Raw genomic sequence first — 24,031 nt, 5'->3', positions numbered from 1 at the left:
CTATATCCTTTGTTACTCAGGATCAAACTTCTTTTTGCCTTCGAGTAACGCCTGACGTTCGGCTAAGGGGGTCTGATCAGCCAGCTTTAACACTGCCTTTTGCAGCATGAGGTTATTAGGATAAGTAATGGTATCGCCGTTATCGCGATGAATAAGCACATGGAATAAAGCGATTTCGATGATCACGCCGCTAATATCTTCATCCTTATCGACCACCCGAATGCGCTCGCCAATACGGTAAGGAAACACGAAAAAGATCAGCACGCCAGCGGTTAAATTACTCAATATCGACCATTGAGCAACCAATGCTACGCCCATTACTGCAAAGGCGGATGACACAAATAGCGACACATCCTGATAGCCCAGTCCGAGCGAGACCGCCATCAATGACAGAGTAATAAAAAACATCACATAGGAAATAAAACGGGTCACTAAACTGGTCCGTGCAACACTCACTTGCTTCATTTGCGCGAGTTTTCTAACCCAATGGGTTAAGGCGCGCTGTAAAAAGATAAACACTGCAAGATAAATACAGGCAAGCAGGATTTGATTTGTCATAATAGCGGCTCAATTAACTAAAACGGTCTGAATTCTAACTTTTTTGCGCGAGCAGTTATAGCCCGTGCAAACAAGCCAAACAGCTAAACCGAGTAATTAATCCAATATGGCCGATTCGACCCTCTTACATGAAACCCAAGACGCACTAGGCCCGATTCGTGTAATCGATTACGACGACTCACGGATCCTGTCCTTTGGAGATAACGATGAGCAGAGTAAGATCCTCAAGGCGGCGCCCCATATTCCCCAGCACACTTATGTGCAAGCCATGTTGTTGGTTTTACTATTTTGTAAGCCCAAGAGCGCTATTGTTTTAGGTTTAGGCGGCGGCTCGATTATTCACTCACTGCGTAATTTCGACGCGGCAATAAAGTTAACAGCGGTGGAACTACGCCCCGCGGTGATTGAGTTAGCTAAGCGCTATTTTCAGCTGCCGATAGGTAAAAAGCTCAATCTTATCAATGATGATGCTATTGCTTTTTTAGCTGCTGGCGATCATAAAAAAGTGGATGTAATTTTTGCCGATATTTATACAGCCAAAGGCGTTGAAACAGGGCAGCTTTCGCCAATATTCCTTGAGCAGTGCACTAACCTCATCAAACCCAATGGGTATTTAGTGCTGAACTGCTGGAAAGAGCATAGCCAAAATCGCGAGTTGTTAGCCGACTTACAACAACACTTTGCCCATGTGAACGCTTGTCTCACAGGCGGCGGTAATTGGGTGATTTTTGCGAGCCAATCGCCGCAGCTTTTAGGCACCTCGGCCCTTAAAAGTAGCGCTCAATCTTTATCGCAACAATTGGGTTTTGCCCTTGATCGATCATTGACACGCTTTGGGCCTTGGATTTAATACTAATATCAGCAAAATAGCGTAAATTAGTTAACCCTAAGGCTGAGCTTTGATATTCTTCTCACACTTCCATGATATGAGCTGTCACCATGAAAAATAAGCACAAATTTATGTTAAGCGTTATGGCTCTGGCGTGCCTTAACTCTCTCAATGCTAACGCCGAAAGTTTTAGTTTTGACACTCGTAGCTCACTGAATTCAGATACATTAGTGCTATTCCAAAGCGCTGATTCTACTACCTATGGGATCGACTTTTTACCTCAGTCGACCCAAGACCAATTAAACCTAGCAACGGCGGATAATATTTTTTCCGGCAAACGGGGGGAAATCCTCGAGATTTTGGTACCCAGCGAAATTGATGCTAAACGGGTCTTACTGGTCGGCATTGGCGATGCAAAAAACTTAACGCCCGATGACATTAATACCATTGGTGGCAATGTTGCGGCCAAACTCGATACGGTTCCCCAAGCTACAGTGCGTGTACTCACCCAAGGCTTAACTGCCGCGCCGCTATTTGCCTCTGAGCTTGCACACGGAATTGAACTACGCAGTTATCGCTACACTCAGTTCAAAGCGAGCCCCCGTGCCGAGAAGAATTACCAAATCGCTGTCGATGATTTAAGTCGCAACCAAAAACACCATAAAAATCTGCAAGCGGTTGAAGCGGGTGTGTTTTTAGCGCGCGATCTGACAAACGCACCTGCAGACATTATGTATCCCGACAGCTTTGCTAACGAAGCCAGAAAACTCAAATCCCTCGGCGTTAAAGTCACGGTATTAGAAGCCAAAGATATCGAACGTCTACAACTGGGCGCCTTAGCTGCTGTAGGTAAAGGCAGCGAGCGCCCACCTAAGTTAGTGGTCGCCCATTGGCCTGGTAGCAAAGACGCGCCAATCGCACTGGTCGGTAAAGGCATCACCTTCGACTCGGGTGGTTACAATATTAAGGCGACAGGTACTTCAATCGCGCGGATGAAGTCAGATATGGCAGGTGCAGCCACAGTGCTTGGCACTATAAAAGCTATGGCGATTCAAAAAGCGCCTGTCAACGTAGTGGCGATTATGCCCATGGCGGAGAACATGGTATCGGGTCATGCAATGATCCCAGGTGATGTGATTAAAACCGCCCAAGGTCTCACCGTTGAAGTGCTCAACACCGATGCCGAAGGTCGCCTAGTGCTGGCCGATGGCCTCTGGTATGCCAGAGAAAATTATAAGCCATCTGTGATTATCGATGTTGCAACACTGACAGGCTCAAAAGTGAGTGCATTAGGCAATGTTTATGCTGGCTTGTTTACCGATTCTGAGCCTTTAGTGCAGCAGCTAACTTATGCAGGTCAACAGGTTGGCGAAAAAGTCTGGCGCTTACCGTTAGATCAAGCCTATGCGGATGAGCTTAAATCCACTATCGCGGATCTCACAAACACAGGTAAAGAAGGCAGCGCGGGTGCTTCCTCTGCGGCCATGTTCTTAAAACGCTTTGCGGGCGAACAGCCTTGGGCACATTTGGATATCGCGGGCAATGCCTTAACCGCCACTGATACCGCTGTTGTGCCTGCGGGTGCAACAGGTTACGGCGTGCGCTTACTCAGCACTTGGTTAACTCAACCCAAAGCACAGAACTAGAACCTAGAACCTAGAACCTCAGTATCTTGTTTTAATTGTATTTACACTTTAAGGGATATCATTGATATCCTTTTTTATGCTCGAAATTTATCTTATCTCAATCACCAAAGACCAGCAGGCTAAACCTAAACTACACCCAGTCACGCCAAAACCGCAGCAGTCGCAGAAAAACCGATTGAATCCGACCTAATCGCATCATCATTCGGCCAAACCGATTAGAATGATAGCTTTTATCCGTTATCTTAATTTTAATCGAGTCGGTAATATGCTTCACATCGACAGGACGCAAGCAAATGTCCTCGTTATGAACTTAAGCCATCATCAACTAAATGGAAGCATAAAATGACTCAATCAATTATCAACAGCACAATCAAACCATTCAAAGCCACTGCATTCCACAATGGTGAGTTCGTTCCAGTAACTGAACAAGACCTGTTAGGTAAGTGGTCAGTCGTATTCTTCTACCCAGCAGATTTTACCTTTGTTTGCCCAACTGAATTAGGCGACATGGCGGATCACTACGAAAAACTGCAAGGTATGGGCGTTGAAGTTTACTCAGTATCAACTGACACTCACTTCACTCACAAAGCATGGCATGACACGTCAGACACCATCAAGAAGATCAACTTCCCAATGCTGGCTGACCCAACAGGCACTATCAGCCGTAACTTCGGCGTGATGATTGAAGAAGACGGTTTAGCACTGCGTGGTACTTTCGTGATTAACCCTGAAGGCCAAATCAAGGTCAGCGAAGTTCACGATTTAGGCATCGGCCGTAGCGCTCAAGAGCTAGTTCGTAAAATTCAAGCAGCTCAATATGTTGCTACTCACGATGGCGAAGTTTGCCCAGCTAAATGGCAACCAGGTGACGAAACATTAGCACCGTCTTTAGACCTCGTTGGCAAAATCTAATTTAGCCTGCAAAGCGTCAACCCCGCCAGTCTAGCGTCCCAAGCTGATTGGCGTTACAGCCAACACAGTTGTAGCGCCACGCAGCAAAGGATTAAGCCCGCCCCTGCAAGGGCCTAGACTGGCCCCCTTATTTCTCCCTTTTAAGCGATTTTGGAGTCATCACATGTTAGATGCGAATTTAAAAAATCAACTGCAAACCTATCTGCAAAACCTCAAAAGACCAGTTGAACTTGTCGTGTCTGCAGATGAGAGTAGAAAGTCTCAAGAATTAAAAAGCTTAGCGCAAGACATTGTCAGCCTATCTTCTCTGGTGAGCCTGAAAGAAGTTCAGGGCGAACGCATCCCAGCGATGACAGTGATTAACCCAGAGCTTAATACGCAAATCAGCTTTGCTGGTCTGCCTATGGGTCACGAATTTACCTCACTCGTGCTGGCATTACTGCACACGGGTGGACACCCAATCAAACTCAGCGATGATATTATTGAGCAGATCCGCAATCTGCCAGGCAAATATGCCTTTGAAACTTACGTCTCACTGACCTGCCAAAACTGCCCAGACGTAGTACAGGCACTGAACATGATGGCGGCTATTAACCCGAATATCACCAACGTGATGATCGACGGTGCCCTGTTCCAAGAAGAAGTAACCAGCAAAAACATTATGGCTGTGCCTTCTGTCTACTTAAATGGCGAAGTGTTTGCAGCCGGCCGTATCAGCATTGGCGAGATCCTCAATAAACTGGATACCAATGCCGCAAGCCGTAAGGCCGATAAAATTAATGAAAAAGCGCCATTCGAAGTCTTAGTCGTTGGCGGCGGCCCAGCCGGCGCAGCGGCAGCTATTTATGCAGCACGTAAAGGACTTCGCACCGGTATTGTTGCCGACAAGTTTGGCGGACAAGTGGCTGAAACCGTCGGTATCGAGAACTTTATTTCGGTCAAAGCGACCGAAGGTCCAAAACTAGTGGCAAACCTTGAAGCCCATGTACGAGACTACGAAGTCGACATCATGGACAACCAAAAGGCAGTGTCGTTATCAACAGATGGCTTGTTCGAGCTTGAACTGGCAAGCGGCGCTAAATTACGTAGCCGTACCGTATTGTTAGCCACAGGTGCCCGCTGGCGTGAGATGAACGTCCCCGGCGAGAAAGAATACCGTGGCAAAGGCGTCGCATACTGCCCACATTGTGATGGCCCGTTATTTAAGGGCAAGCGTGTGGCGGTGATCGGCGGCGGTAACTCAGGTATCGAAGCGGCTATCGATCTTGCGAACATAGTAGAACATGTGACTGTGCTGGAATTTGATAAAACCCTGCGCGCCGACGATGTACTGCAACGTAAAGCGGCTTCTATGGGTAACATTAAAATCATTACCCAAGCCATGACCACTGAAGTGACTGGCGATGGTACTCGGGTTAATGGCCTGAACTACACAGACAGAGCCACTGGCGAGAGTCACCATGTCGCACTTGCAGGTATCTTCGTGCAGATTGGGCTAGTACCGAATGCGGAATGGTTGAAGGGCACGATCGATTTAACCCCAAGGGGCGAGATCATAGTCGATGAGCGCGGGCAAACCTCAGTCCCAGGTATTTTTGCCGCAGGTGATGTCACTAACTCACCTTTCAAGCAAATTATCATTGCCATGGGCAGCGGCGCGACCGCATCACTGGGCGCATTTGATTACTTAATTCGCCACAGCGATGAAGAAACCGCCGCGACCAAAGCCGCTTAAGGCTTCGTCAACAGACATCAAAGCTAACGCAAAAATAGCCAGCAAATGCTGGCTATTTTTTTGATGTTAACTAAGGTATTGATAAGGCTTAGCAGGCCTAATTTGCATGAGCATTTCAGGGGGATCGACCGCGTTGAAACCAAACTGGGCGTAGAGTCCATGGGCATCGCGGGTGGCTAACATTATCCGTCTTAAACCTTGTAATTCAGGATGTTCCATAATTGATGTCATCATCAACTTACTTAAGCCTAAGCCACGGTGCGACTCAAGTACAAACACATCGGCAAGATAGGCAAAAGTGGCTTTATCTGTGATTAAGCGGCCAAAAGCCACTTGTTGATTGTCCTTATCAAATACCCCAAAACACAGGCTATTGGCTAACGCTTTTTGTAGCAGCGCCTTTGGCATGCCCTGCGCCCAATAGCTATTACTAATAAAGCCATGGATAACCTCAAGATTCATTTCAGCTTGATCTGTACTGACTCTGTATCCTGTTTCCTGCAGCATTTTCCTTTCTCCGAAATTTTCCGTTAACGTCAGTTCAGGTGTTATTGGCACTCATAAATATCATAAATGCCATCGCTAATAACACCACTTTAGCTAACGAATACAAAGCCCCCGCTAAAGTGCCACCGCCATGATAACTAAAGGCTAAGTGGCGATTGATTTCATACTTAAAGGATTTAGCTAAATAACGGTAAGCGAGAAAGTAAAACAAGGAGGCTGCGGGCCAAATCCCCATAAGCAGCATTTGCCCCTGAGCCTTAGTAGTGAGTAAGGTTGAGATAAACGGTACACTTAAGCAGATAACATATATCCAAGCAAAACGCTTAAGTAGCTGGCGAATTTTTTTATCGGATAATGATTTCAACTTAACTCCTTGTCATCTTACATAGCTTCGATTTGCTCAACCATAAGTTGCAGCGAAAAATTGCCGCGATACTCATTCACATCGAGTTTATACACAACACGGGCATGATTAATCGTCGCATCTGGCCAAGTGTACAAATCCACATTAAAAGCAATCGCATCGAGCATCACAGTGCCGCATTGGGTTTCAAGTACGAGCTTAAGGTGGCGCTCACCGACAAGACGTTGTTGCACTATCGTAAAGTAACCATCGAATAACGGCTCTTCGAAAGCTTGTCCCCAAGGCCCCGCATTGCGCAGTAACTGAGCCATTTCAAGATTCAACTCTGCGGGAGTGAGCTCGCCATCGGACCAAAGCTCACCCGTTAACAACTCAGGTTTAAGCTGCTCACGCACCGCATCATCATAGGCTTTGGCAAAAGTAGCAAAACTGCCCGCTTTGAGCGATAAACCCGCCGCCATTGCATGACCACCAAATTTGATAATCAGTCCCGGATGGCGAGTGTTCACTAACTCCAATAAGTCGCGCATATGCAAGCCTTTGATCGAACGCGCCGAGCCTTTAATTTCACCATTGCCCGCATCGGCAAAGGCAATCACGGGTCTATGGTATTTGTCTTTAATGCGCGAGGCCAAAATCCCGATCACGCCTTGATGCCAATCCTCTTGAAATAAGGCAATCCCCCAAGGCAACTCGGCTTCGTTAAGCTTTAAGTGCTCTAGGCTTTTTAAGGCTTCCTGCTGCATGCCGACTTCCAGCTCACGACGTTCTTGATTCAATCCGTCAAGCTCTGCCGCCATGCGCCGTGCATACATCATGTCTTCGCAGAGTAAGGTTTCAACCCCAAGTGCCATTTCATCTAGTCGCCCTGCGGCATTCAGTCTAGGGCCTACGGCAAAACCAAAGTCAGATGCGACAATGCGCGCCGGATTTCGCTTCGCCACTTCAAGCAACGCAGTAATCCCCACACGGCAACGCCCGGCTCGCACGCGCTGCAAACCTGCTTCAACCAAAATACGATTATTGGCATCGAGTGACACCACATCGGCAACGGTGCCAAGGGCAACGATATCGAGTAATGTGCCTAAATTAGGCTCAGAAATACCATGGGTTTGATACCAGTTTCGCGTCCGTAATTCAGCCCTTAATGCCGTCATCAAATAAAAGGCCACGCCGACACCCGCTATCGATTTACTGGCAAATGGACAGCCCGGTTGGTTAGGGTTCACTATCGCATCGGCAGCGGGTAACTCATGGCCGGGTAAATGATGGTCGGTAATCACCACTTGCATACCAAAGGCTTTGGCCGCCGCAACACCGTCAATTGATGAAATACCATTATCAACTGTGATGAGTAGCTCAGCCTGTTTGGAAGCCGCAACTGCAACAATTTCAGGGCTTAAGCCGTAGCCGTAATCGAAGCGATTGGGGATCAAATAATCCACTCTCACCGCGCCCATCATCCGCAGCGCCAACATACACACACTGGTCGATGTGGCGCCGTCTGCGTCAAAGTCACCCACGATCAGAATCGACTTATTCGCCTGCATGGCATCGGCAATAAGCGCCGCAGCTTCAGGCAGGCCCTTCATGGTTTCAGGTCTTAATAGACCCTTAAGGACAAGTTCGCATTCGTGGGTGAGCGCACCACGGCGAGCGTAAAGCTGCTTCAATAGCGGCGAAAGATGAGCAGGTAAATGGCTATCATCAACGGTTGGGCGACGGACTATCTTATGGATCAAGGGACTCAAACTCTCATGAAATCGTGGCAATAAGATAACAAAAAGGTGAGCCTTAAGCTCACCTTTCGTGGGATAAATTTTACATTTTAGACTGTTACTGACGTGCCTCTAAGGTGCGCAATAAGTCTTCAGGCGGTTGATAACCAGGGATCATATTGCCATCTTCTAATACGATTGCAGGTGTACCATTGACACCAAAGGTTGTGCCTAAAGCATATTGCTCGGCAATTTTAGCATCACATGTTGCCGCGGCAACTTTGCTGCCCGCTTTAGCATCAGTCATGGCTTTTAATGGATCTTTAGCACACCAGATAGCTTGCATCTCGTCGGCATTAGCTGACGGCACACCCGCGCGCGGGAAGGCTAAGTAACGCACTGTAATACCAAGTTTATTGTAGTCAGACATTTGGCTATGCAATTTACGGCAATAACCACAGCTAACATCGGTAAATACAGTGACCACGTGTTTTTCGTTTTTCGCTTTATAGACAAGCATATTCTCTTCAAGCGGCTTCATCATTTCTAAACGCGGACCCGCTAATGCGGCTTCGGTTAAGTTTTTCATGCCCTTATCGATATCATACACACTACCGTGGAATAGTTTTGAACCATCACGGCTAATATAGAGCACGCCGCGGTTGGTCATGGCTTGATACAAGCCCTCAATTGGTGAGTCCTGCATAGAAATGACTTCAACATCTAACATCTCACCGAGTTTTTGCTTAATCGCAGCGGTATCGGGAGACGTCGCAGTGGCAGCGCTGGCAAGTGGTGCAACTAGGAGGGCAAAAACTAAGGATAATGCTGGGGTCAACTTCATGGGACATCCTATAAATTGTGTCGCTACAACGAGATATTGGGGCCGTTCTAACTCGAGATATTCAATAGACCCTGTATAGGGGCAAAAAGTTACAGACAAGCCGCGCGGAAAGCAAATTTATGCTGTAACTAAATCCTTTTTTAGCCTCTAGGATGATGCTGTTGATGCAATTCCTGCAATCTTGCCCGTGCTACATGGGTATAAATCTGTGTCGTCGATAAGTCGCTGTGACCTAATAACAGTTGGACAACCCGCAGATCGGCACCGTGATTGAGCAAATGAGTGGCAAAAGCATGGCGTAAAGTGTGCGGTGATAATGCAGTTTCAATCCCCGCACGCAGAGCATAAAGTTTAATCCGATGCCAAAAAGTTTGCCGCGTCATCATCTGCCCGCGTTTCGACGGAAATACCACATCAGATTGTTTATTACCGAGCAACTCTTGGCGAGCAAATTTCATGTAGCCCTCCACTTCGGTAATAGCCAATTCCCCCAGCGGCACAAGACGCTCTTTGCCACCCTTGCCCACAATACGTACTAAGCCTTGGCGCAAACTCATTTGCTCCATGGTCAAGCCGACAAGTTCACTCACCCTGAGGCCAGTTGCATACAAAAGCTCTAGCATTGCCTTGTCACGGCATTCGACGGCATCATCCACATTGGGCTCAGACAGTAAACGGTCAACCTGCGACTCACTCAGAGAATCCGGCAAATGGCGCGTTAACTTAGGTGACTCTACTAAGGCCATAGGATCAGCTGAAATCTGCTTGGTCTGCACCAGATAAGTATAGAAACGCCGTAAGCTGCTGAGCAGCCGAGCGCTACTGGTACGCGCAAAATTCTGCTCAACTCTAAAGGCCAGATATGCCCTAACATCGGTCTGAGAAACCGCGAGTAACGTCACTCCTTGCTGACCTTGATAACGATCAAAATGGCGTAAATCGGTACGATAGGCCGATAGCGTGTTATCACTCAATCCCTTGCTTGACCAAAGATCATCAAGAAAAGCATCGATAAGTGGATCTGGCATATAAGTTTTAGGCACAAATACTCCATAAAAAAACGGCGTAATCAAATGATACGCCGTTGATATTAATTTAAATATGTCTAAGCCTGCATAAGCTTAACTGAGTTAAGCATAAAGACGAGAACTCAAATGCAAAGCCTAGGCTGCAGCCGTTTGACCACGGCCACGGCCGAATACTAAACACAGTGCAATCGTCGCAATGGTCGGCAATAACCAAGCCATACCTTCTTCATAGAGTGGCAGCTTAGATAACACTGGAGACATAACATTCACTATATGGATAAAAACCTGTGCTAAGCCATTCATGGCTTGACCATCAGCGTCAGTCAAACTTTTCGCTGCCACTTTAAGACCATCGAAGATGCCGAAAAACAGTGCCACGCTCAGTACTGCACGATGTGCAAACTGTGGATTCGCAAAATAAGCGGTCAGGAAAGTCACAACCACAAGAGCAATAGCCACAGGATAAATCGTCATTAATACGGGAATACTAATAGCAATCAACTGACTTAGGCCCACGTTCGCAATCACAGCGCATATCAAGCTTAAAAAGATCACGAGGAAACGGTAAGACAGTTTAGGCATCAGCTCATTAAAGAACTCAGAACACGCACTCACCAGCCCAACCGCAGTGGTTAAACAAGCTAAAGTCACGACTGATGACAACAAGACTGAGCCTAGTTCACCAAACTCACGGGTCACGTAATTTGTTAATATTTCGCCGCCATTTTTAGCACCGATGGCGATATCGCCGGCGGTTGCACCTAAAAAGAACAAGGACACATACACAAAAGTTAAACCAGCGGCGGCGATAAAGGCTGCACGAATGAGATACTTAGTTTGATCACTCGGTTGGTCAATGCCCTTTTTACGCAGGATATCAATAATCAACATACCAAACATCAAGGATGCTAACGTATCCATAGTGTTATAGCCTTCCAAAATACCTTTGGTCAGCGGATGCTGTTGGTAATCCCCCACAGCTTGGCCCACTTCGGATGCAGGTAAAAACAGCACTGAAACGGCTAATCCGACCAACAAAATCAATAAAATAGGCGTTAATACTTTACCTACGCTATCGAGCAACTTACCAGGGAAAAGCGCCAGCAACATAGTGACAGCGAAGAAACCTAATGTGTATAGCAGTTGCGTCAGGTTTAATTCCAAACTGCCCAGCAAAAACGTTGCCGTGGTGTCATCGATAAATGGCTTAGCGCCAATCTCGTAAGCCACTAATCCCGTACGCGGCGCAGCAAAAGCAGGGCCGATAATAATGTAAATCGCGACGGCCAATGTCGTTGCTGCAAATACTGGCAGCATAGCCATAACCTTACCTTGAGCCTTAGCGACAGCAATCAGTCCAACTAAAGGTAAACCTACGGCGGTAATCAAAAAACCCAACATGGCGAGGGGCATATTTTCGCCCGCTAACATACCCGCGAATGGTGGAAAAATTAGGTTTCCCGCACCTAAAAAGAACGCAAAGGTCATAAAACCTAAGCCTAATGTATCTCCGATACTCATCTGATTGTCTTGCACTGGAAGCCCCATCTTGTCTTATTGTTTTTTTACAAACTTAAGTGATTATGTGTCGATTAGCCATAGCTAAAACAAAGCCCATCCGGAGTGCAAATCTATGTTTACACAATTCCGTGGTAAATATGTTCGATATCTGCCGAGTTTATAAACGATGGCGAACGTTTATGTAGCCTAACTGACGACTAATTCACCAACAAACTCGTTTACCTATCCGTTAATCTTAAAAGTGATTAAAAATGGGGGCGAAACTAATACCAGACTTAAAGCATCAATACAAGACAACAAGTCCGTTCAGGCAAAAAAAGCGAAATAATGCTAATTAACTGCTAATAAAAGGTTTCTAAGGCAATAAATTAAAGCGTTAATTAAGTGAAATCTGTATTGCCACGTAAAATAGTAAATGATTTGGTGACACACATTCATACAGCTAGGATAGATGCGACTGTTTAAAAACATTAGCTAAAAACGAGGGCTAGAATTAGAATATTGCGCACCCAATATTGGGCCTAAATCACTTCAGAACGGCAAAATTAACTCCCCATGGCATTCACTTTTAAACAATTTCATATCGATGACATGAATTGCGGCATGGCCGTAGGCACAGACAGCGTCGTCCTTGGGGCATGGGCACAACTGACCACCGCGAAATCAATCTTAGATATAGGCGCAGGCAGCGGCTTACTCAGTTTAATGGCCGCTCAGCGCAGTCAAGCACATATCACCAGTGTCGAATTAGACACCAATGCCGCCCATGCTTGCCAACATAACTTCCACAATAGTCCTTGGGCTAATCGACTGACCTTAGTTAATTGCAGCATTCAAGACTTTTGCCAACAAACTGAGTATCAAGGGTATTTTGATCACATAATTTGTAATCCCCCCTATTTTGAGCAAGGCACGCAAGCGATACAATCCCAGCGCGCTATGGCCCGCCACACAGATAGCTTAAGCTTTACCGCACTACTCGATGCCATTCATGTGTGCCTAGCACCGCAAGGAAAGGCAAGTCTCATATTACCAATGCAGAGTATGGCCCGTTTCGACGAAATATTAACGCACTCTCAGCTCAATTTGATTGAAATAACCAACCTTATCAGCATTGTAGGGAAAAACGCTAATCGAGTACTCTGCGTACTCGCCCACAAGACTCATCCACAAATGGCTCCAAAGCTCAGTGATATCACTATTCGTGAACGTTCAGGCCAATACACACAAACCATGGTGCAATTGGTTCGAGATTTTTACCTTAAATACTGATATCGAGTCCAATCCTGACACGTTAAGTAAAGCTAGCTAAGTTTGGCAAATTTAACGAAAGGTCCAATTCCTCACAAATTAAATACTAATACATTGACCTAAAAGTAATTAACTTATGCCGATTACCATAAAACTTTACTGACACAGAAGATAAACACAGGAGATCTAGATAAGTTATTTAAGTTAACCGCCATAACCTTTATAATGCTTCGCTATTATCCGTCGAGACGCTGCGCATGCAATTTGAAGATTTCCAGCTTGACCCTAGCTTATTAGAGTCGCTTAATGCCATGGGGCATCATTCACCCACTACGATTCAGCAAGAAACGATTCCTTACGCCCTAGAGCAAAGAGATATTCTTGCGCGCGCCCCGACAGGAACAGGTAAAACAGCGAGCTTTTTACTGCCATCGCTACAACATTTGATCGACTTCCCCCGTCGTTTTGCGGGACAAGCAAGGGTGCTAATCCTCACGCCAACCCGTGAGTTAGCTAGCCAAATCCACCGTTATGCGAGTCACCTAGCCACGGGCCAAGGTTTAGATATTGCTATCGTTACTGGTGGCGTTCCTTATGGACCACAGGAAGAGGCTTTAGCAGGCAACGTCGATATTCTGGTCGCGACCCCAGGCCGCCTGATGGAATATTTAGACAAAGGCAATTTCAACGCCCAAGAAGTCGATATCTTAATTATCGACGAAGCCGATCGCATGTTAGACATGGGCTTCTCTTCTGTGGTGCAAGCCATTGCTATTGAGGCCCAAGGCCGCAAACAGAACATGCTGTTTTCTGCCACCTTAGAAGGCGGCGGTGTACAACGTTTTGCCCGTGAAGTGTTAAACGACCCGATTGAAATCGATGTTGAAGCCCCTCGCAGTGAAAAAGCCAAGATCCACCAATGGATCCACTTAGCCGATGATAAAGAGCATAAATTTGCGCTGTTGTGTCATCTGCTACGCCAAGAGGATGTCAAACGGACTATCGTATTTGTGAAAACCCGCGACATCGTTTCTAGCCTAGAAGGCCAGTTACTTAAAGTCGGTATTCCCTGCGCCTTTATGCGTGGCGATATGGAACAGAAGAAACGCTTCCAAGCCTTGAGTCGCTTTACTAAAGGTGAAGTCAATGTCTTGTTGGCGACCGATGTGGCTGCACGCGGTATCGATATCGACGATATCACCCATGTGATCAACTTCGATATGCCACGTTCTGCCGACACTTATATCCACCGCATTGGCCGTACTGGCCGCGCTGGCGCAAAAGGTACCGCGATTTCGCTTGCCGAAGCCCACGACATGCGTATCGTCGGTAAAATCGAACGTTATATCGAGCAACCGTTGAAACGCCGCGTGATCGAAGAGCTGCGTCCAAAGAATAAAGAAGCGCGCACACCGGGTAAGAAAAAAGCCAAAGTGAAAGCGAAAGAAGCTGCGAAGAAAACGAGCAAGAAAGAAGCGGCAAAGAAAGCGAGTAAAATCGCCCGTAAGAAAAAATAACACCCGCTTAAATTCACCAAACTAAAGCCGCTATATGCGGCTTTTTTATTACCAAAATATAACTTACGTGGGTGATTTTACTAAAAATATCCTGCTATGTTTAATTATATAGAATGAAATGCGGCGGATTTAGAGCGGTTAACCCCAATGCGTATTCATTCTTATTTCAATATATTCCAATCACCTAACTGAACCTTTCATCACCTTTCTGCTCTAATTTTCGCCCAAATATCGATGCATGATGCGCATATCTGTCGCGGCATCACTTTTAGAAACATTTAATTTACAAAAATAAATTTATTGGCGTGGCCGACTCTGCTACTTTAACCCCATTACGCGATTAGCATGGATTTAACCATTATATGATGAAGACCCTACTGAGGAGACTGTCTCCTTTTCTTATTCTGCTGCTGTTTGTCTTTGGCGCAGCCTTATTAATGCAAACGAAGGAGGCGCCAGAACAAAAACCTGAAGAGATGCCCATTCCTATCGTTGATGTCACGCAAGTGACTCAGCAAACAGTATCGCTAAACTTACCTTCCTACGGCGTGGTTACCCCAAAGTATAAAACCCAACTCGTAACCGAAGTTCAAGGCAGAATGCTCACTATCTCCCCTCATTTTGTTGCAGGTGGCATAGTCAAGAAAGGCGACCAATTAGCGCAAATCGAGCCCTCTGATTACGAGGCTGACTTAATGCAAGCCGAAGCGACGCTGGCCCAAGCCACCGCCGCACTGAACGAAGAAATAGCCCGTGGTGAAGTCGCTAAAATCGAATTCAAAGGCTACGACAAGGGCTTGCCCCCAGAGTTAGGTCTACGTATCCCGCAACTCAAAAAAGAACAAGCTAACGTAAAATATGCACAAGCAGCACTGGCGCGCGCCCAACGTAACCTTGAGCGCACAGTTATTCGCGCGCCCTTTGATGGCATAATCAAAGTTAGAAATGTCGATTTAGGTCAATACGTTAGCTTAGGCACTAATCTAGGTGAGCTCTACGATACTAGCGTTGCCGAAATCCGCTTACCCATTTCTAATGATGATTTAGCCTATTTAGAGTCTGTCGACAATCCCGATACCCAAGTCACGCTTAGCGCCTCTTTGGCGGGCAAAGAAAATACTTGGGAAGGTAATATTATCCGCAGTGAAGGTGTTATCGATGCCGAAAATCGCATGGTGTATTTAGTCGCAGAAATCAAAGATCCCTATCTGCGCGCGAATAAAGTGCCAGGTAGCTTACCACTTAAATACGGCAGCTTCGTCAATGCAGTCATCAAAGGTCGCACTGTCGATGGCATAGTCAAATTGCCCCGCCATGTGGTTCGTAACGACCAAGTCGCGCTAGTCAACGACAAAAATATCATTGAAATGCGCCAAGTAAATGTAGTTCGTAGTGATTTAGAAAATGTGTTCATCAAAGACAGTCTAAAAACGGGCGAACGCGTCGCTACGACCCACTTCAACAGTATGGCAAATGGGCAAATGGTCAAAATCTTAGGTGAAGCGGCCTTGCCCACTGAGACACCAAAAGAAAATACTCCTGAATCGAGTCTTGCGGCCGCTGGAGTCAAATAATGGACACTCAAAAAGGGATCTTAGCTTGGTTCGCCCGCAACAGTGTAGCCGCGAACTTATTAATGTGTGTTCTGCTCATCGGCGGCCTGTTCAGCAGTATTTTGATTAATAAAGAGGTTTTTCCTTCTTTCGAACTCAATTTATTAAATATTTCCGTCGCCTATCCAGGTGCGGCGCCACAGGAAATCGAAGAAGGCATCAACATCAAGATTGAAGAAGCCATCCAAGATATCAACGGCATCAAGAAAGTGACTTCTGTGGCTAGCGAAGGCGTTGGCTCGATTACCGTTGAAGTTGAAGACGGTTACGAAGTGCAGACCATTCTCGATGAAGCCAAACTGCGGTTAGATGCAATTTCAACCTTCCCAGTGAACATCGAAAAACCGAATATCTCTCAAATCAAACCTGAGAATAACGTCATTTGGGTTTCTGTTTATGGCGATATGACACTCCACGATATGAAAGAATTGGCTAAATCGGTTCGTGACGATTTAACCCAACTCCCCGCTGTAACCCGTGCGAAAGTCACAGGGGTGCGCGATTATGAAATCGGTATTGAAGTTTCTGAGAATAAGTTACGAGAGTACGGCTTGACCTTCTCACAAGTCGCATTAGCAGTGCAAAACTCCTCCTTAGACTTACCAGGTGGCTCTATTCGTGCTCAAGATGGCGATATTCTATTGCGCACCAAAGGCCAAGCCTACACGGGCGATGACTTTGCCAATATAGTAGTCACAACTCGCGCAGACGGTAGCCGTGTGATGCTGCCACAAGTGGCGACCATCAAAGATGATTTTGAAGAACGTTTGGAATATACCCGCTTTAACGGCAAGCCCGCTGCGATTATTGAAGTCACCAGCATTGATGATCAAAACGCCTTAGACATTGCAGACCAAGTCAAACAGTACGTCGAGCAGCGCCGCGCCACACTGCCAGCTAACGCTCAACTCGATACTTGGGGTGATATGACCCACTATCTACAGGGCCGCTTAGACATGATGATGTCGAACATGTTTTACGGTGCCTTGTTGGTGTTTATCATCTTAGCCATGTTCCTCGATCTGAAGTTAGCATTTTGGGTCATGATGGGGATACCCGTGTGTTTCCTCGGCACTATGTTGGTCATGCCACTCGAACCTTTCTCCATGACGATCAACATGTTGACCCTATTCGCTTTTATCTTGGTGCTCGGAATAGTGGTGGATGATGCCATTGTCATCGGCGAGAGTGCCTACACAGAGGTCGAACGCCACGGTCACTCGGTTGAGAACGTGATCCGCGGCGCGCAAAAAGTGGCGATGCCCGCGACCTTCGGGGTCTTAACTACAATTGCGGCATTTATTCCCATGTTAATGGTTTCTGGCCCTATGGGGATTATCTGGAAATCCATCGGTATGGTGGTCATCCTCTGTTTAGCCTTCTCACTGGTAGAGTCTAAATTCATTCTGCCAGCGCATTTAGCGCACATGAAGTTTAAAAAACCTGGCGCACCAAAGGGATTCTTTGGCCACCTAAAAGCCAATTTTAATGACAGAGTGCAATACTTTATTCACCACAGCTATCGCAACTTCCTCGAGCGCTGTATTAAACACAGATACAACGTGGTCGCGGCCTTTATCGGTGTATTAATTCTGTCGATTGCCTTAGTCGCCAGTGGCAAAGTGCGCTGGGTATTTTTCCCAGACATTCCCTCAGACTTTATTCAAGTTGAACTTGAAATGGATGAAGGCAGCTCCGAAGGTAACACCTTAAAAGTGGTGCAGAGCATAGAAGAAGCCCTGTACAAGATGAACGAAAAAATGGAGAAAGATAACGGTTATCAAGTGATGAAGCACAGCTTTATCAATATGAGCTCCCGTACCTCTGCCTTTATTTTTGCCGAACTGACGAAAGGGGAAGACCGTGAAGTCGATGGCGTGACGATTGCTGCCGCATGGCGTGAACAATTGCCCGAGCTTTTGTCGGTCAAAAAACTCAGCTTTAACGCGAGCACCAACGATGCCGGCGGCGATATTTCCTTCAGATTGACCTCGAGTGACCTCGATGAGCTGTCCGCAGCCTCTAAAGAGTTGAAGCAAAAACTCGCCAGCTATGAAGGCGTGTACGATATTGCCGACAACTTTTCATCGGGCAGCCATGAAATTCGCCTGAAGATACGTCCAGAGGCAGAAGCTCTTGGCCTGACGCTTTCCGATTTAGCTCGCCAAGTACGCTATGGTTTCTACGGTTACGAAGCCCAACGGATTTTACGTAATAAAGAAGAAATCAAGGTGATGGTGCGCTACCCATTAGAGCAACGTCGTACTGTGGGTTATCTTGAAAATATGCTGATCCGCACGCCAACGGGCACTTCGGTTCCCTTCTCGACCGTGGCACAAATTGAGAAAGGCGAATCCTACGCCTCAATTACCCGTGTTGACGGCAAGCGAGCGATTACCATCACGGCAAATGCCAACAAAAACATCGTTGAACCTTCAAAAGTAGTGCAAGAAATCCAAAAAGATTACCTTCCACAATTGCAGGCTAAGTATCCTAAAATCCAAACTGCGCTGGACGGTGGCAGTTTGGATGAACAGAATGCCATGGTCGGTTTGATGCAAGGCTTCTTCTTTGCACTGTTCACCATTTATGCTTTGATGGCCGTGCCACTTAAATCCTACAGTCAGCCGTTAATCATCATGTCTGTGATCCCCTTCGGGATTATCGGCGCCCTGTTTGGTCACTTGATTCAGGGACTCGCGATGAGCGTGTTAAGTCTCTGCGGCATAGTGGCATTAGCGGGTGTGGTAGTGAACGACTCCTTGATTTTGGTGGACTTTGTGAACCGTGCGCGGGAGCAAGGGCAATCGGTCAGGCAGGCGGCGGTCGATTCAGGCTGTTATCGTTTTAGGGCGATCATCCTAACGTCACTCACCACCTTCGTCGGCTTAGTGCCTATTATTCTCGAACGTAGTTTGCAGGCGCAAATAGTGATCCCTATGGCGACATCCCTCGCCTTCGGTATCCTGTTCTCGACCCTTGTGACGCTAATTTTAGTGCCCTTGTTGTACATCATACTCGACGACGTTAAGCGCACTAGCAGCCGCTTCTTCCATTGGTGGTGGCAGCCTAAAAAAGACCATGAAGTGGACTTTACACCTGAGCATTTAGAGCCGCCGGTCCCCACTGACTATAAAAAAGACTATCTATAGGAAGTTAACTAGAAGCAGTTAATCAATGTCTTGAACCTTAAAAAGAGAGCTTAGGCTCTCTTTTTAATCCTCAGTGCGAGTCAATAACCTCTCAATCATCTATGTCATTTTGAGTCTGCCGCGAGTGGCTTGAGCTTTCAAGTTGCGATCTAGTTGACAGTTATCGCATCAGGCTTTCGCTACACTGTGTTTAAGTCGTCAGCTATCGTTAGAATGAAACCCATCATTATGTCTGAGCATCTGCACAAGCAAAATATTGATAAACCACAAGTTGTCACCACAGAAACCCTAGCGAACGGTCACATAACAGATGAAGTTTGCACAAATGAAACCTGTGCGACTGAAACGCTTGTCTATGATATTCGTCGCAGTCGCTACCTTAATATTACGGGTCGCTGCACCCTGCGCTGCGCGTTTTGTCCGAAACATAATGGCAGTAAACAGATCCACGAATATCAACTGGCACTGTGTCACCAACCTAAGCCCGAAGAAATTATTCCACTGCTTGGCGATGTTAAAGACTTCGAAGAATATGTGTTTTGTGGCTATGGCGAACCGACCTTAAATCTTCCAACTTTGCTGGCGGTGGCGAAAGAAATTAAACAAAGAGGCGGGCGAATACGCATTAATACCGATGGTTTAGGTAATTTAGTCCATAGGCGCAATATTTTGCCAGAACTGGCTAACTGCGTTGATAGTTTATCCATTTCCCTTAATGCGGATAATGAAGCCGCCTATATGGAACATTGTCGCCCCAAACTCGCCGGTTCTTATGCCGCCGTACATGCTTTCATCGCATTAGCGCCACACTATATTGAAACGGTACAAGTTTCAGCCATCGAAGGATTAGCGGGGGTTGATATCGACATCTGTCGTGAACAAGTTGAGTCCTACGGCTGCGAATTCAAGCATCGCATATTAGGCGCCTTAGGCTAAACGGCATTCTAATACAGCCAAAATCGACTCAAACACCCAAGCAGATAACACTGTCGATTACGTGAGTGGTACATGTGTGAATCGTCTTAACTTTTACTCAAGGAATCTTGCTGAGTAACTTGGCACTGTCGTAACAATTCTTTCGTGTTAACATAGCGAAATTAACAGTTCACCCACTCATAATCGGTTCATGCTGAAGAATAACCCAAGCACGTATCCCGCTGCGCCACTGCTCTCTTTAACTCAAGGGATCTATTGGTCGCATCAACGCTTACTCGCTATTGCAAGCCAGCTTTCTATGCTGGTGATTGGCATGATTATTTTAACTCACTTAATCATTACGTTAGGTGAACGACGCCTGCAAGAAGAGTGGGCAACGCAAAGATACAGTGAACTGCAAACCATAGGCTCATTGATCGCAGATAAAGTGTCTTTTCAGCAATTTCGAACCCAAATTTTCGCCAATGGGGAACTGCTAAAACAATACTTAAGCAATCCTACCGCCAAGCAACAACTTAAATTGCAGGAAAACTGGCAAGATCTAGTAAAACATATTCCTGAGTTACTCGGCATTGCACTGTACGATCCCCAAGGTAACTATAAATTCTCAACTCCCCCTAATTTCAATAAAGATGCCTTACCACCGACCTTACTTGGAGCGAGTCGGAGCATGGGTGGCAAAGAAGTTTATACCTCACCGCTGGAATTTGTTCCGATAGACGGCATGCTTGAACCTTATATGTATCAAATGGCGTGGCTCGAGAAGCCCGATCAGAGTTCTATCGGTTATCTGGTGACGTACAACTCTATGGTAAAAATGCTGGAGGCCATAAAACCAGCCTTTTCGAGCAATAAGTCCCCTATGTTAGTGCTTGATACTCAAGGATTACTCTATGCTGGCGCGAGCGATCTCGCCCCTCTAAGCAATATGCCAGAGACCTTAGGAGCGAGTTTAAGACAGAGCTATCCGGCCCTGTGGCGCGATATGTCCATGAGCAACTTTGGACAATTCCACGGTGAAGAAGCCACTTATGTTTACCTTAAAATCGAACTAACTGCCCAACCTGAGACTCACAGAGAATATTTTTTACTCTCCTATGTGCGCAACTCAGACATAGCTGCTCGTTTCTCACAATGGCAAAACATTGTCATTGTGGCATCGTTAATATTAACGGTTTTAGCCGCTTGGGTTGTACTACTCAGCCACATGTATCGCTTACAACAGCGTTCACGCCAATACAGTATTGATGTTGCTAATGGCTTATTTAATAGTGACATCGGCTTTATGATGGTAAACGAAAATGCCAGAGTCATCAGTGCCAATACTAAAGCGGCACAAGCGACCTTAGTACCATTAGATGAACTGACAGACCGAAGCCTACAGCGTACCTTATGCCTCGATGATAAAACCTACACGGAGTTAATGGAGCAGGTACATAAAACCGGTCAATGGTCTGGTGAAATCAGTCTAGAGAGTATTGATGGCCCTACTTTACGCGTTCATATCCGCCAAGCACCAAGGGCGAGCCGAGGCTCACCACATCTATTAATCACCCTTGAGGACATCAGTGAGTTAATCAGCAGCAAACAAAATGCTTTTCTCAGTGAGCTTTTATGCGATAACACAGTCGCGACAGCCCTCACAGATGCTAACGGTAAACTGATTAAAATCAATCCTGTATTCGATGCGTTAATGCAACTCAATGGCGATTTAAATCAAGATTTAGCGTCATTACTCGCGAATGATTTAGGCAATCAATGGCAGAGGATCAGCGCTCAGATAGCCATGCAAGGTCAGTGGCAAGGGCAAATTCTATGCTCACCTAAACAGGCGCATTCCAATTGTTTGCAAGCCACATTGAAGGGCCATGTGGCCGCCGATGGTGAGATTGATTATATCGTCTGCACTTTAGAGCAAGCCGCCGAGCGTGGTCGAGGCACAGAGAAGCGTAACCTTGTACCCCATCGCAGTACTATTCTGCTGAATTTGGCAGATTTAGAACGTTACTTTAACTCTCTGCCGCCACCAAGCCGTCTCAGTTCAAGCTTACTGTTAATGGATATCAATCCAGAGGGCATGCTAAGCCACATGAGTGATATCGACCAACTGGCAAATCGTCAGCAAGAAATAGAAGTGCAATTATTGCTTGAAATTCCAGCTAATTATCAAATTCTGCATTGGCAGCTAGGGAAGCTCATTGTGATGTTACCTGACACAGACGCCACCCATGCGCACAACTTTGCCCTCAATATGATGGAAAAGCTCAATGGTAATGGCTTAGGGGAAGGTATTAGTATTGGTATTGCGGGTTATCAAGAAGGCCAGACATTAGAGCAATATTTGAATAATGCCGAAATCGCCCTAAAACGGGCGAAGCAAAATAACGATCAAAATATCGGTCAAGCCTTTACTCGTCATCAATCGTAGATTCGGGTGCATTAACTGAGTCAGGCAACTGACTCTGGGTAATTTCTATGATTGCCGAGCGGTTCATGGTGATTTTATAGCGGATATACTGCGGGGCTTCGCGCCCATCACGCAACACTAAAATCAGGTTGACTTGATAGCGCCGCTCAACCGATTCATAACTAATTTTGCCCTCAACTTCCTTATAAATCTTCGCTTTACCCCGTTCTAAATAACGGGCAAAAGGCACTAAGCTAAAGCTCACTTGCTCTTGAATAGTCGAATATCCCGCTTGGAATTCACTCTGATTCACCTTAGTGGCGATTTTATAGTGCAGAATTTCCGCATCGACCTTATTTTGACTATGTCTGTGCTTTAGAATGTCACTGACTTTTTCAGGTAGATCTTGCTGACGCATAAACTCAAGCCATACCAACTGCTTAGCGATAACCGCCTGACTCGTAGTATCCCGTAAAATGCGGCTCCAACGTGGTCGACCCCGCTGAATAAATCGCCACATGGCATTGCGCACATCGTCCTTAAAGATTTCCCTAAAACCGTAGATCACGGCCAAGGTCAGCACTAGCGCAATAGTAAAACCACTAAAGGCGCCCTGCGCTTGAATTATCAACGCAGACACCACCAACATCACTAACGCGGTTGCCAGTCCTGTCGTAAACTTTTTAAGGCCAATCCCTAAAGGCTTTAACTCTTCTTTGAGTACCACACCTTGTTGGATTAAACGGCGCAACAACAACATCTTGTTAGAGATACGGTTAGGATCTTGCTTAGTTTGCGCAGAGTTGTACTTATGCTCATCACGATAGGCACATTCATTACGACATAGCGTGAGTACCCGCTCTAAAATATCGTTGAAATCACTGGTACGAGTGGCATAAGCGAGCACTTTGAGTAACTGCTGCTCACAAAACCAAGACAAGTAGTTATCAGCATTTTCAAAGTAAGATTTCCATTTGGGATCACCTGGTTCGTTACGACGAAACTTTTTCAGCAACTGGGCAATTTGTTCGCGTAATTCGTCGAGGGCAAAATAAAAATGGGTTACATCTGTGATTTGATTGAGTTCTTTAACATCGTTTTCAACCGCAACCGCAAACTGATAGGCGAAGAGATTTAGGTACAACCTGAACTCTTCAACAGTACGTCGATTTAAACTGGCAAAACGCCCCTGCACCAGAGGTAAGTGCAAGCCTTCTGAATAGTATGAGCGACGTCCAACTATTGAGCTGTAGTAGTATTCTTCTTCATTGAGCGTGCGCGAGCCTATGCCCATTTCCTTAGGTAAAAAGAAATAGAGATCAAGCTGACGATTATCGCCCTTTTCCATCTGATGGCTGAACTTAATCGACAGGGATTCTTCTTGCTTTACACGTATCTTAGACACAACACCCTTTTCATGAATCCCTCACTGGAGACTCACCACAGTAATCACAAATCAATGAGCACTAATCTTAACTGAAATAAACTCAAAT

At 46.1% G+C, this 24,031-nt stretch carries 18 protein-coding genes; 10 read left to right on the top strand and 8 right to left on the bottom strand.

What is annotated here, in order from left to right:
- Window positions 1-12: 12 nt before the first annotated feature.
- Window positions 13-558, bottom strand: coding sequence for a mechanosensitive ion channel family protein (locus L5L77_RS14830; RefSeq protein WP_106651494.1), 546 nt, complete (start codon window positions 556-558; stop codon window positions 13-15).
- A gap of 106 nt (window positions 559-664) precedes the next feature.
- Between L5L77_RS14830 and L5L77_RS14825 the strand changes: the two genes are divergently transcribed.
- The 4 genes from L5L77_RS14825 (at window position 665) to ahpF (ending at window position 5,680) form a co-directional block, all read left to right on the top strand.
- Window positions 665-1,408, top strand: coding sequence for a spermidine synthase (locus L5L77_RS14825; protein ID WP_113939824.1), 744 nt, complete (start codon window positions 665-667; stop codon window positions 1,406-1,408).
- Between the two features lie 89 nt (window positions 1,409-1,497).
- Window positions 1,498-3,033: a leucyl aminopeptidase gene (locus L5L77_RS14820; RefSeq protein WP_263172488.1), complete on the top strand. Its 1,536-nt coding sequence runs from the start codon at window positions 1,498-1,500 to the stop codon at window positions 3,031-3,033.
- Between the two features lie 342 nt (window positions 3,034-3,375).
- Window positions 3,376-3,945 carry an alkyl hydroperoxide reductase subunit C gene (ahpC, locus tag L5L77_RS14815; protein WP_105250080.1) on the top strand — a complete coding sequence of 190 codons (570 nt, stop codon included), beginning with the start codon at window positions 3,376-3,378 and terminating at the stop codon, window positions 3,943-3,945.
- Between the two features lie 163 nt (window positions 3,946-4,108).
- The gene (ahpF, locus tag L5L77_RS14810; RefSeq protein WP_173497329.1) at window positions 4,109-5,680 is read left to right on the top strand and encodes an alkyl hydroperoxide reductase subunit F; all 1,572 of its coding nucleotides are present in this window, start codon (window positions 4,109-4,111) and stop codon (window positions 5,678-5,680) included.
- A 66-nt stretch (window positions 5,681-5,746) separates the two neighbouring features.
- On the opposite strand, the gene L5L77_RS14805 is transcribed toward ahpF, so the two are convergent.
- The 6 genes from L5L77_RS14805 to brnQ all read right to left on the bottom strand — a co-directional run bounded on the left by L5L77_RS14805 (window position 5,747) and on the right by brnQ (window position 11,689).
- Window positions 5,747-6,187, bottom strand: coding sequence for a GNAT family N-acetyltransferase (locus L5L77_RS14805; RefSeq protein WP_173497328.1), 441 nt, complete (start codon window positions 6,185-6,187; stop codon window positions 5,747-5,749).
- A gap of 34 nt (window positions 6,188-6,221) precedes the next feature.
- Window positions 6,222-6,551 (bottom strand): hypothetical protein, encoded by a 330-nt coding sequence (locus L5L77_RS14800; RefSeq protein ID WP_105250083.1) that lies wholly within the window; start codon window positions 6,549-6,551, stop codon window positions 6,222-6,224.
- A 17-nt stretch (window positions 6,552-6,568) separates the two neighbouring features.
- Window positions 6,569-8,293, bottom strand: a complete 1,725-nt coding sequence (gene recJ / locus L5L77_RS14795; RefSeq protein ID WP_263193013.1) for a single-stranded-DNA-specific exonuclease RecJ — start codon at window positions 8,291-8,293, stop codon at window positions 6,569-6,571.
- Window positions 8,294-8,387: 94 nt separating this feature from the next.
- On the bottom strand, window positions 8,388-9,113 hold the full coding sequence (gene dsbC, locus L5L77_RS14790; protein ID WP_105250085.1) for a bifunctional protein-disulfide isomerase/oxidoreductase DsbC: 726 nt from the start codon (window positions 9,111-9,113) through the stop codon (window positions 8,388-8,390).
- 140 nt (window positions 9,114-9,253) lie between these two features.
- Window positions 9,254-10,156, bottom strand: coding sequence for a site-specific tyrosine recombinase XerD (xerD, locus tag L5L77_RS14785; RefSeq protein WP_173497326.1), 903 nt, complete (start codon window positions 10,154-10,156; stop codon window positions 9,254-9,256).
- A gap of 120 nt (window positions 10,157-10,276) precedes the next feature.
- The gene (gene brnQ, locus L5L77_RS14780; RefSeq protein ID WP_263193012.1) at window positions 10,277-11,689 is read right to left on the bottom strand and encodes a branched-chain amino acid transport system II carrier protein; all 1,413 of its coding nucleotides are present in this window, start codon (window positions 11,687-11,689) and stop codon (window positions 10,277-10,279) included.
- Window positions 11,690-12,217: 528 nt separating this feature from the next.
- Between brnQ and L5L77_RS14775 the strand changes: the two genes are divergently transcribed.
- The 6 genes from L5L77_RS14775 (at window position 12,218) to L5L77_RS14750 (ending at window position 22,559) form a co-directional block, all read left to right on the top strand.
- On the top strand, window positions 12,218-12,934 hold the full coding sequence (locus tag L5L77_RS14775) for a tRNA1(Val) (adenine(37)-N6)-methyltransferase (RefSeq protein ID WP_263185910.1): 717 nt from the start codon (window positions 12,218-12,220) through the stop codon (window positions 12,932-12,934).
- 236 nt (window positions 12,935-13,170) lie between these two features.
- Entirely contained in the window at window positions 13,171-14,430 is a 1,260-nt protein-coding gene (srmB, locus tag L5L77_RS14770) for an ATP-dependent RNA helicase SrmB (protein WP_105250089.1), read from the top strand.
- A 362-nt stretch (window positions 14,431-14,792) separates the two neighbouring features.
- Entirely contained in the window at window positions 14,793-16,004 is a 1,212-nt protein-coding gene (locus L5L77_RS14765) for an efflux RND transporter periplasmic adaptor subunit (RefSeq protein ID WP_263181973.1), read from the top strand.
- Window positions 16,004-19,195, top strand: coding sequence for an efflux RND transporter permease subunit (locus L5L77_RS14760; protein WP_263185908.1), 3,192 nt, complete (start codon window positions 16,004-16,006; stop codon window positions 19,193-19,195). The genes L5L77_RS14765 and L5L77_RS14760 overlap by 1 nt, the downstream gene beginning before the upstream one ends.
- 228 nt (window positions 19,196-19,423) lie before the next feature.
- The gene (locus tag L5L77_RS14755) at window positions 19,424-20,131 is read left to right on the top strand and encodes a TatD family nuclease-associated radical SAM protein (RefSeq protein ID WP_263167470.1); all 708 of its coding nucleotides are present in this window, start codon (window positions 19,424-19,426) and stop codon (window positions 20,129-20,131) included.
- Between the two features lie 190 nt (window positions 20,132-20,321).
- Window positions 20,322-22,559 (top strand): PAS domain-containing protein, encoded by a 2,238-nt coding sequence (locus tag L5L77_RS14750; protein ID WP_173246598.1) that lies wholly within the window; start codon window positions 20,322-20,324, stop codon window positions 22,557-22,559.
- Here the strand turns inward: L5L77_RS14750 and L5L77_RS14745 are convergent.
- Window positions 22,540-23,943, bottom strand: a complete 1,404-nt coding sequence (locus L5L77_RS14745; RefSeq protein ID WP_028761621.1) for a hypothetical protein — start codon at window positions 23,941-23,943, stop codon at window positions 22,540-22,542. The two genes, L5L77_RS14750 and L5L77_RS14745, sit on opposite strands and share 20 nt — an antisense overlap.
- Window positions 23,944-24,031 lie beyond the last annotated feature (88 nt).

Source organism: Shewanella sp. SM29 (assembly GCF_025654245.1).
Lineage (GTDB): Bacteria > Pseudomonadota > Gammaproteobacteria > Enterobacterales > Shewanellaceae > Shewanella > Shewanella oncorhynchi.
Note: the sequence above shows the minus strand (reverse complement) of the source record. Positions and strands in the feature narration are given on the sequence as shown.

What these genes read in the sequence shown, in the direction of transcription:
- L5L77_RS14765 (WP_263181973.1), top strand. Translation starts at nt 14,793, where the DNA reads ATGATGAAGACCCTACTGAGGAGACTGTCTCCTTTTCTTATTCTGCTG.
- ahpF (WP_173497329.1), top strand. Translation starts at nt 4,109, where the DNA reads ATGTTAGATGCGAATTTAAAAAATCAACTGCAAACCTATCTGCAAAAC.
- ahpC (WP_105250080.1), top strand. Translation starts at nt 3,376, where the DNA reads ATGACTCAATCAATTATCAACAGCACAATCAAACCATTCAAAGCCACT.
- brnQ (WP_263193012.1), bottom strand. Translation starts at nt 11,689, where the DNA reads ATGGGGCTTCCAGTGCAAGACAATCAGATGAGTATCGGAGATACATTA.
- L5L77_RS14755 (WP_263167470.1), top strand. Translation starts at nt 19,424, where the DNA reads ATGTCTGAGCATCTGCACAAGCAAAATATTGATAAACCACAAGTTGTC.
- dsbC (WP_105250085.1), bottom strand. Translation starts at nt 9,113, where the DNA reads ATGAAGTTGACCCCAGCATTATCCTTAGTTTTTGCCCTCCTAGTTGCA.
- L5L77_RS14750 (WP_173246598.1), top strand. Translation starts at nt 20,322, where the DNA reads ATGCTGAAGAATAACCCAAGCACGTATCCCGCTGCGCCACTGCTCTCT.
- L5L77_RS14775 (WP_263185910.1), top strand. Translation starts at nt 12,218, where the DNA reads ATGGCATTCACTTTTAAACAATTTCATATCGATGACATGAATTGCGGC.
- L5L77_RS14825 (WP_113939824.1), top strand. Translation starts at nt 665, where the DNA reads ATGGCCGATTCGACCCTCTTACATGAAACCCAAGACGCACTAGGCCCG.
- L5L77_RS14805 (WP_173497328.1), bottom strand. Translation starts at nt 6,187, where the DNA reads ATGCTGCAGGAAACAGGATACAGAGTCAGTACAGATCAAGCTGAAATG.
- srmB (WP_105250089.1), top strand. Translation starts at nt 13,171, where the DNA reads ATGCAATTTGAAGATTTCCAGCTTGACCCTAGCTTATTAGAGTCGCTT.
- L5L77_RS14820 (WP_263172488.1), top strand. Translation starts at nt 1,498, where the DNA reads ATGAAAAATAAGCACAAATTTATGTTAAGCGTTATGGCTCTGGCGTGC.
- L5L77_RS14830 (WP_106651494.1), bottom strand. Translation starts at nt 558, where the DNA reads ATGACAAATCAAATCCTGCTTGCCTGTATTTATCTTGCAGTGTTTATC.
- L5L77_RS14760 (WP_263185908.1), top strand. Translation starts at nt 16,004, where the DNA reads ATGGACACTCAAAAAGGGATCTTAGCTTGGTTCGCCCGCAACAGTGTA.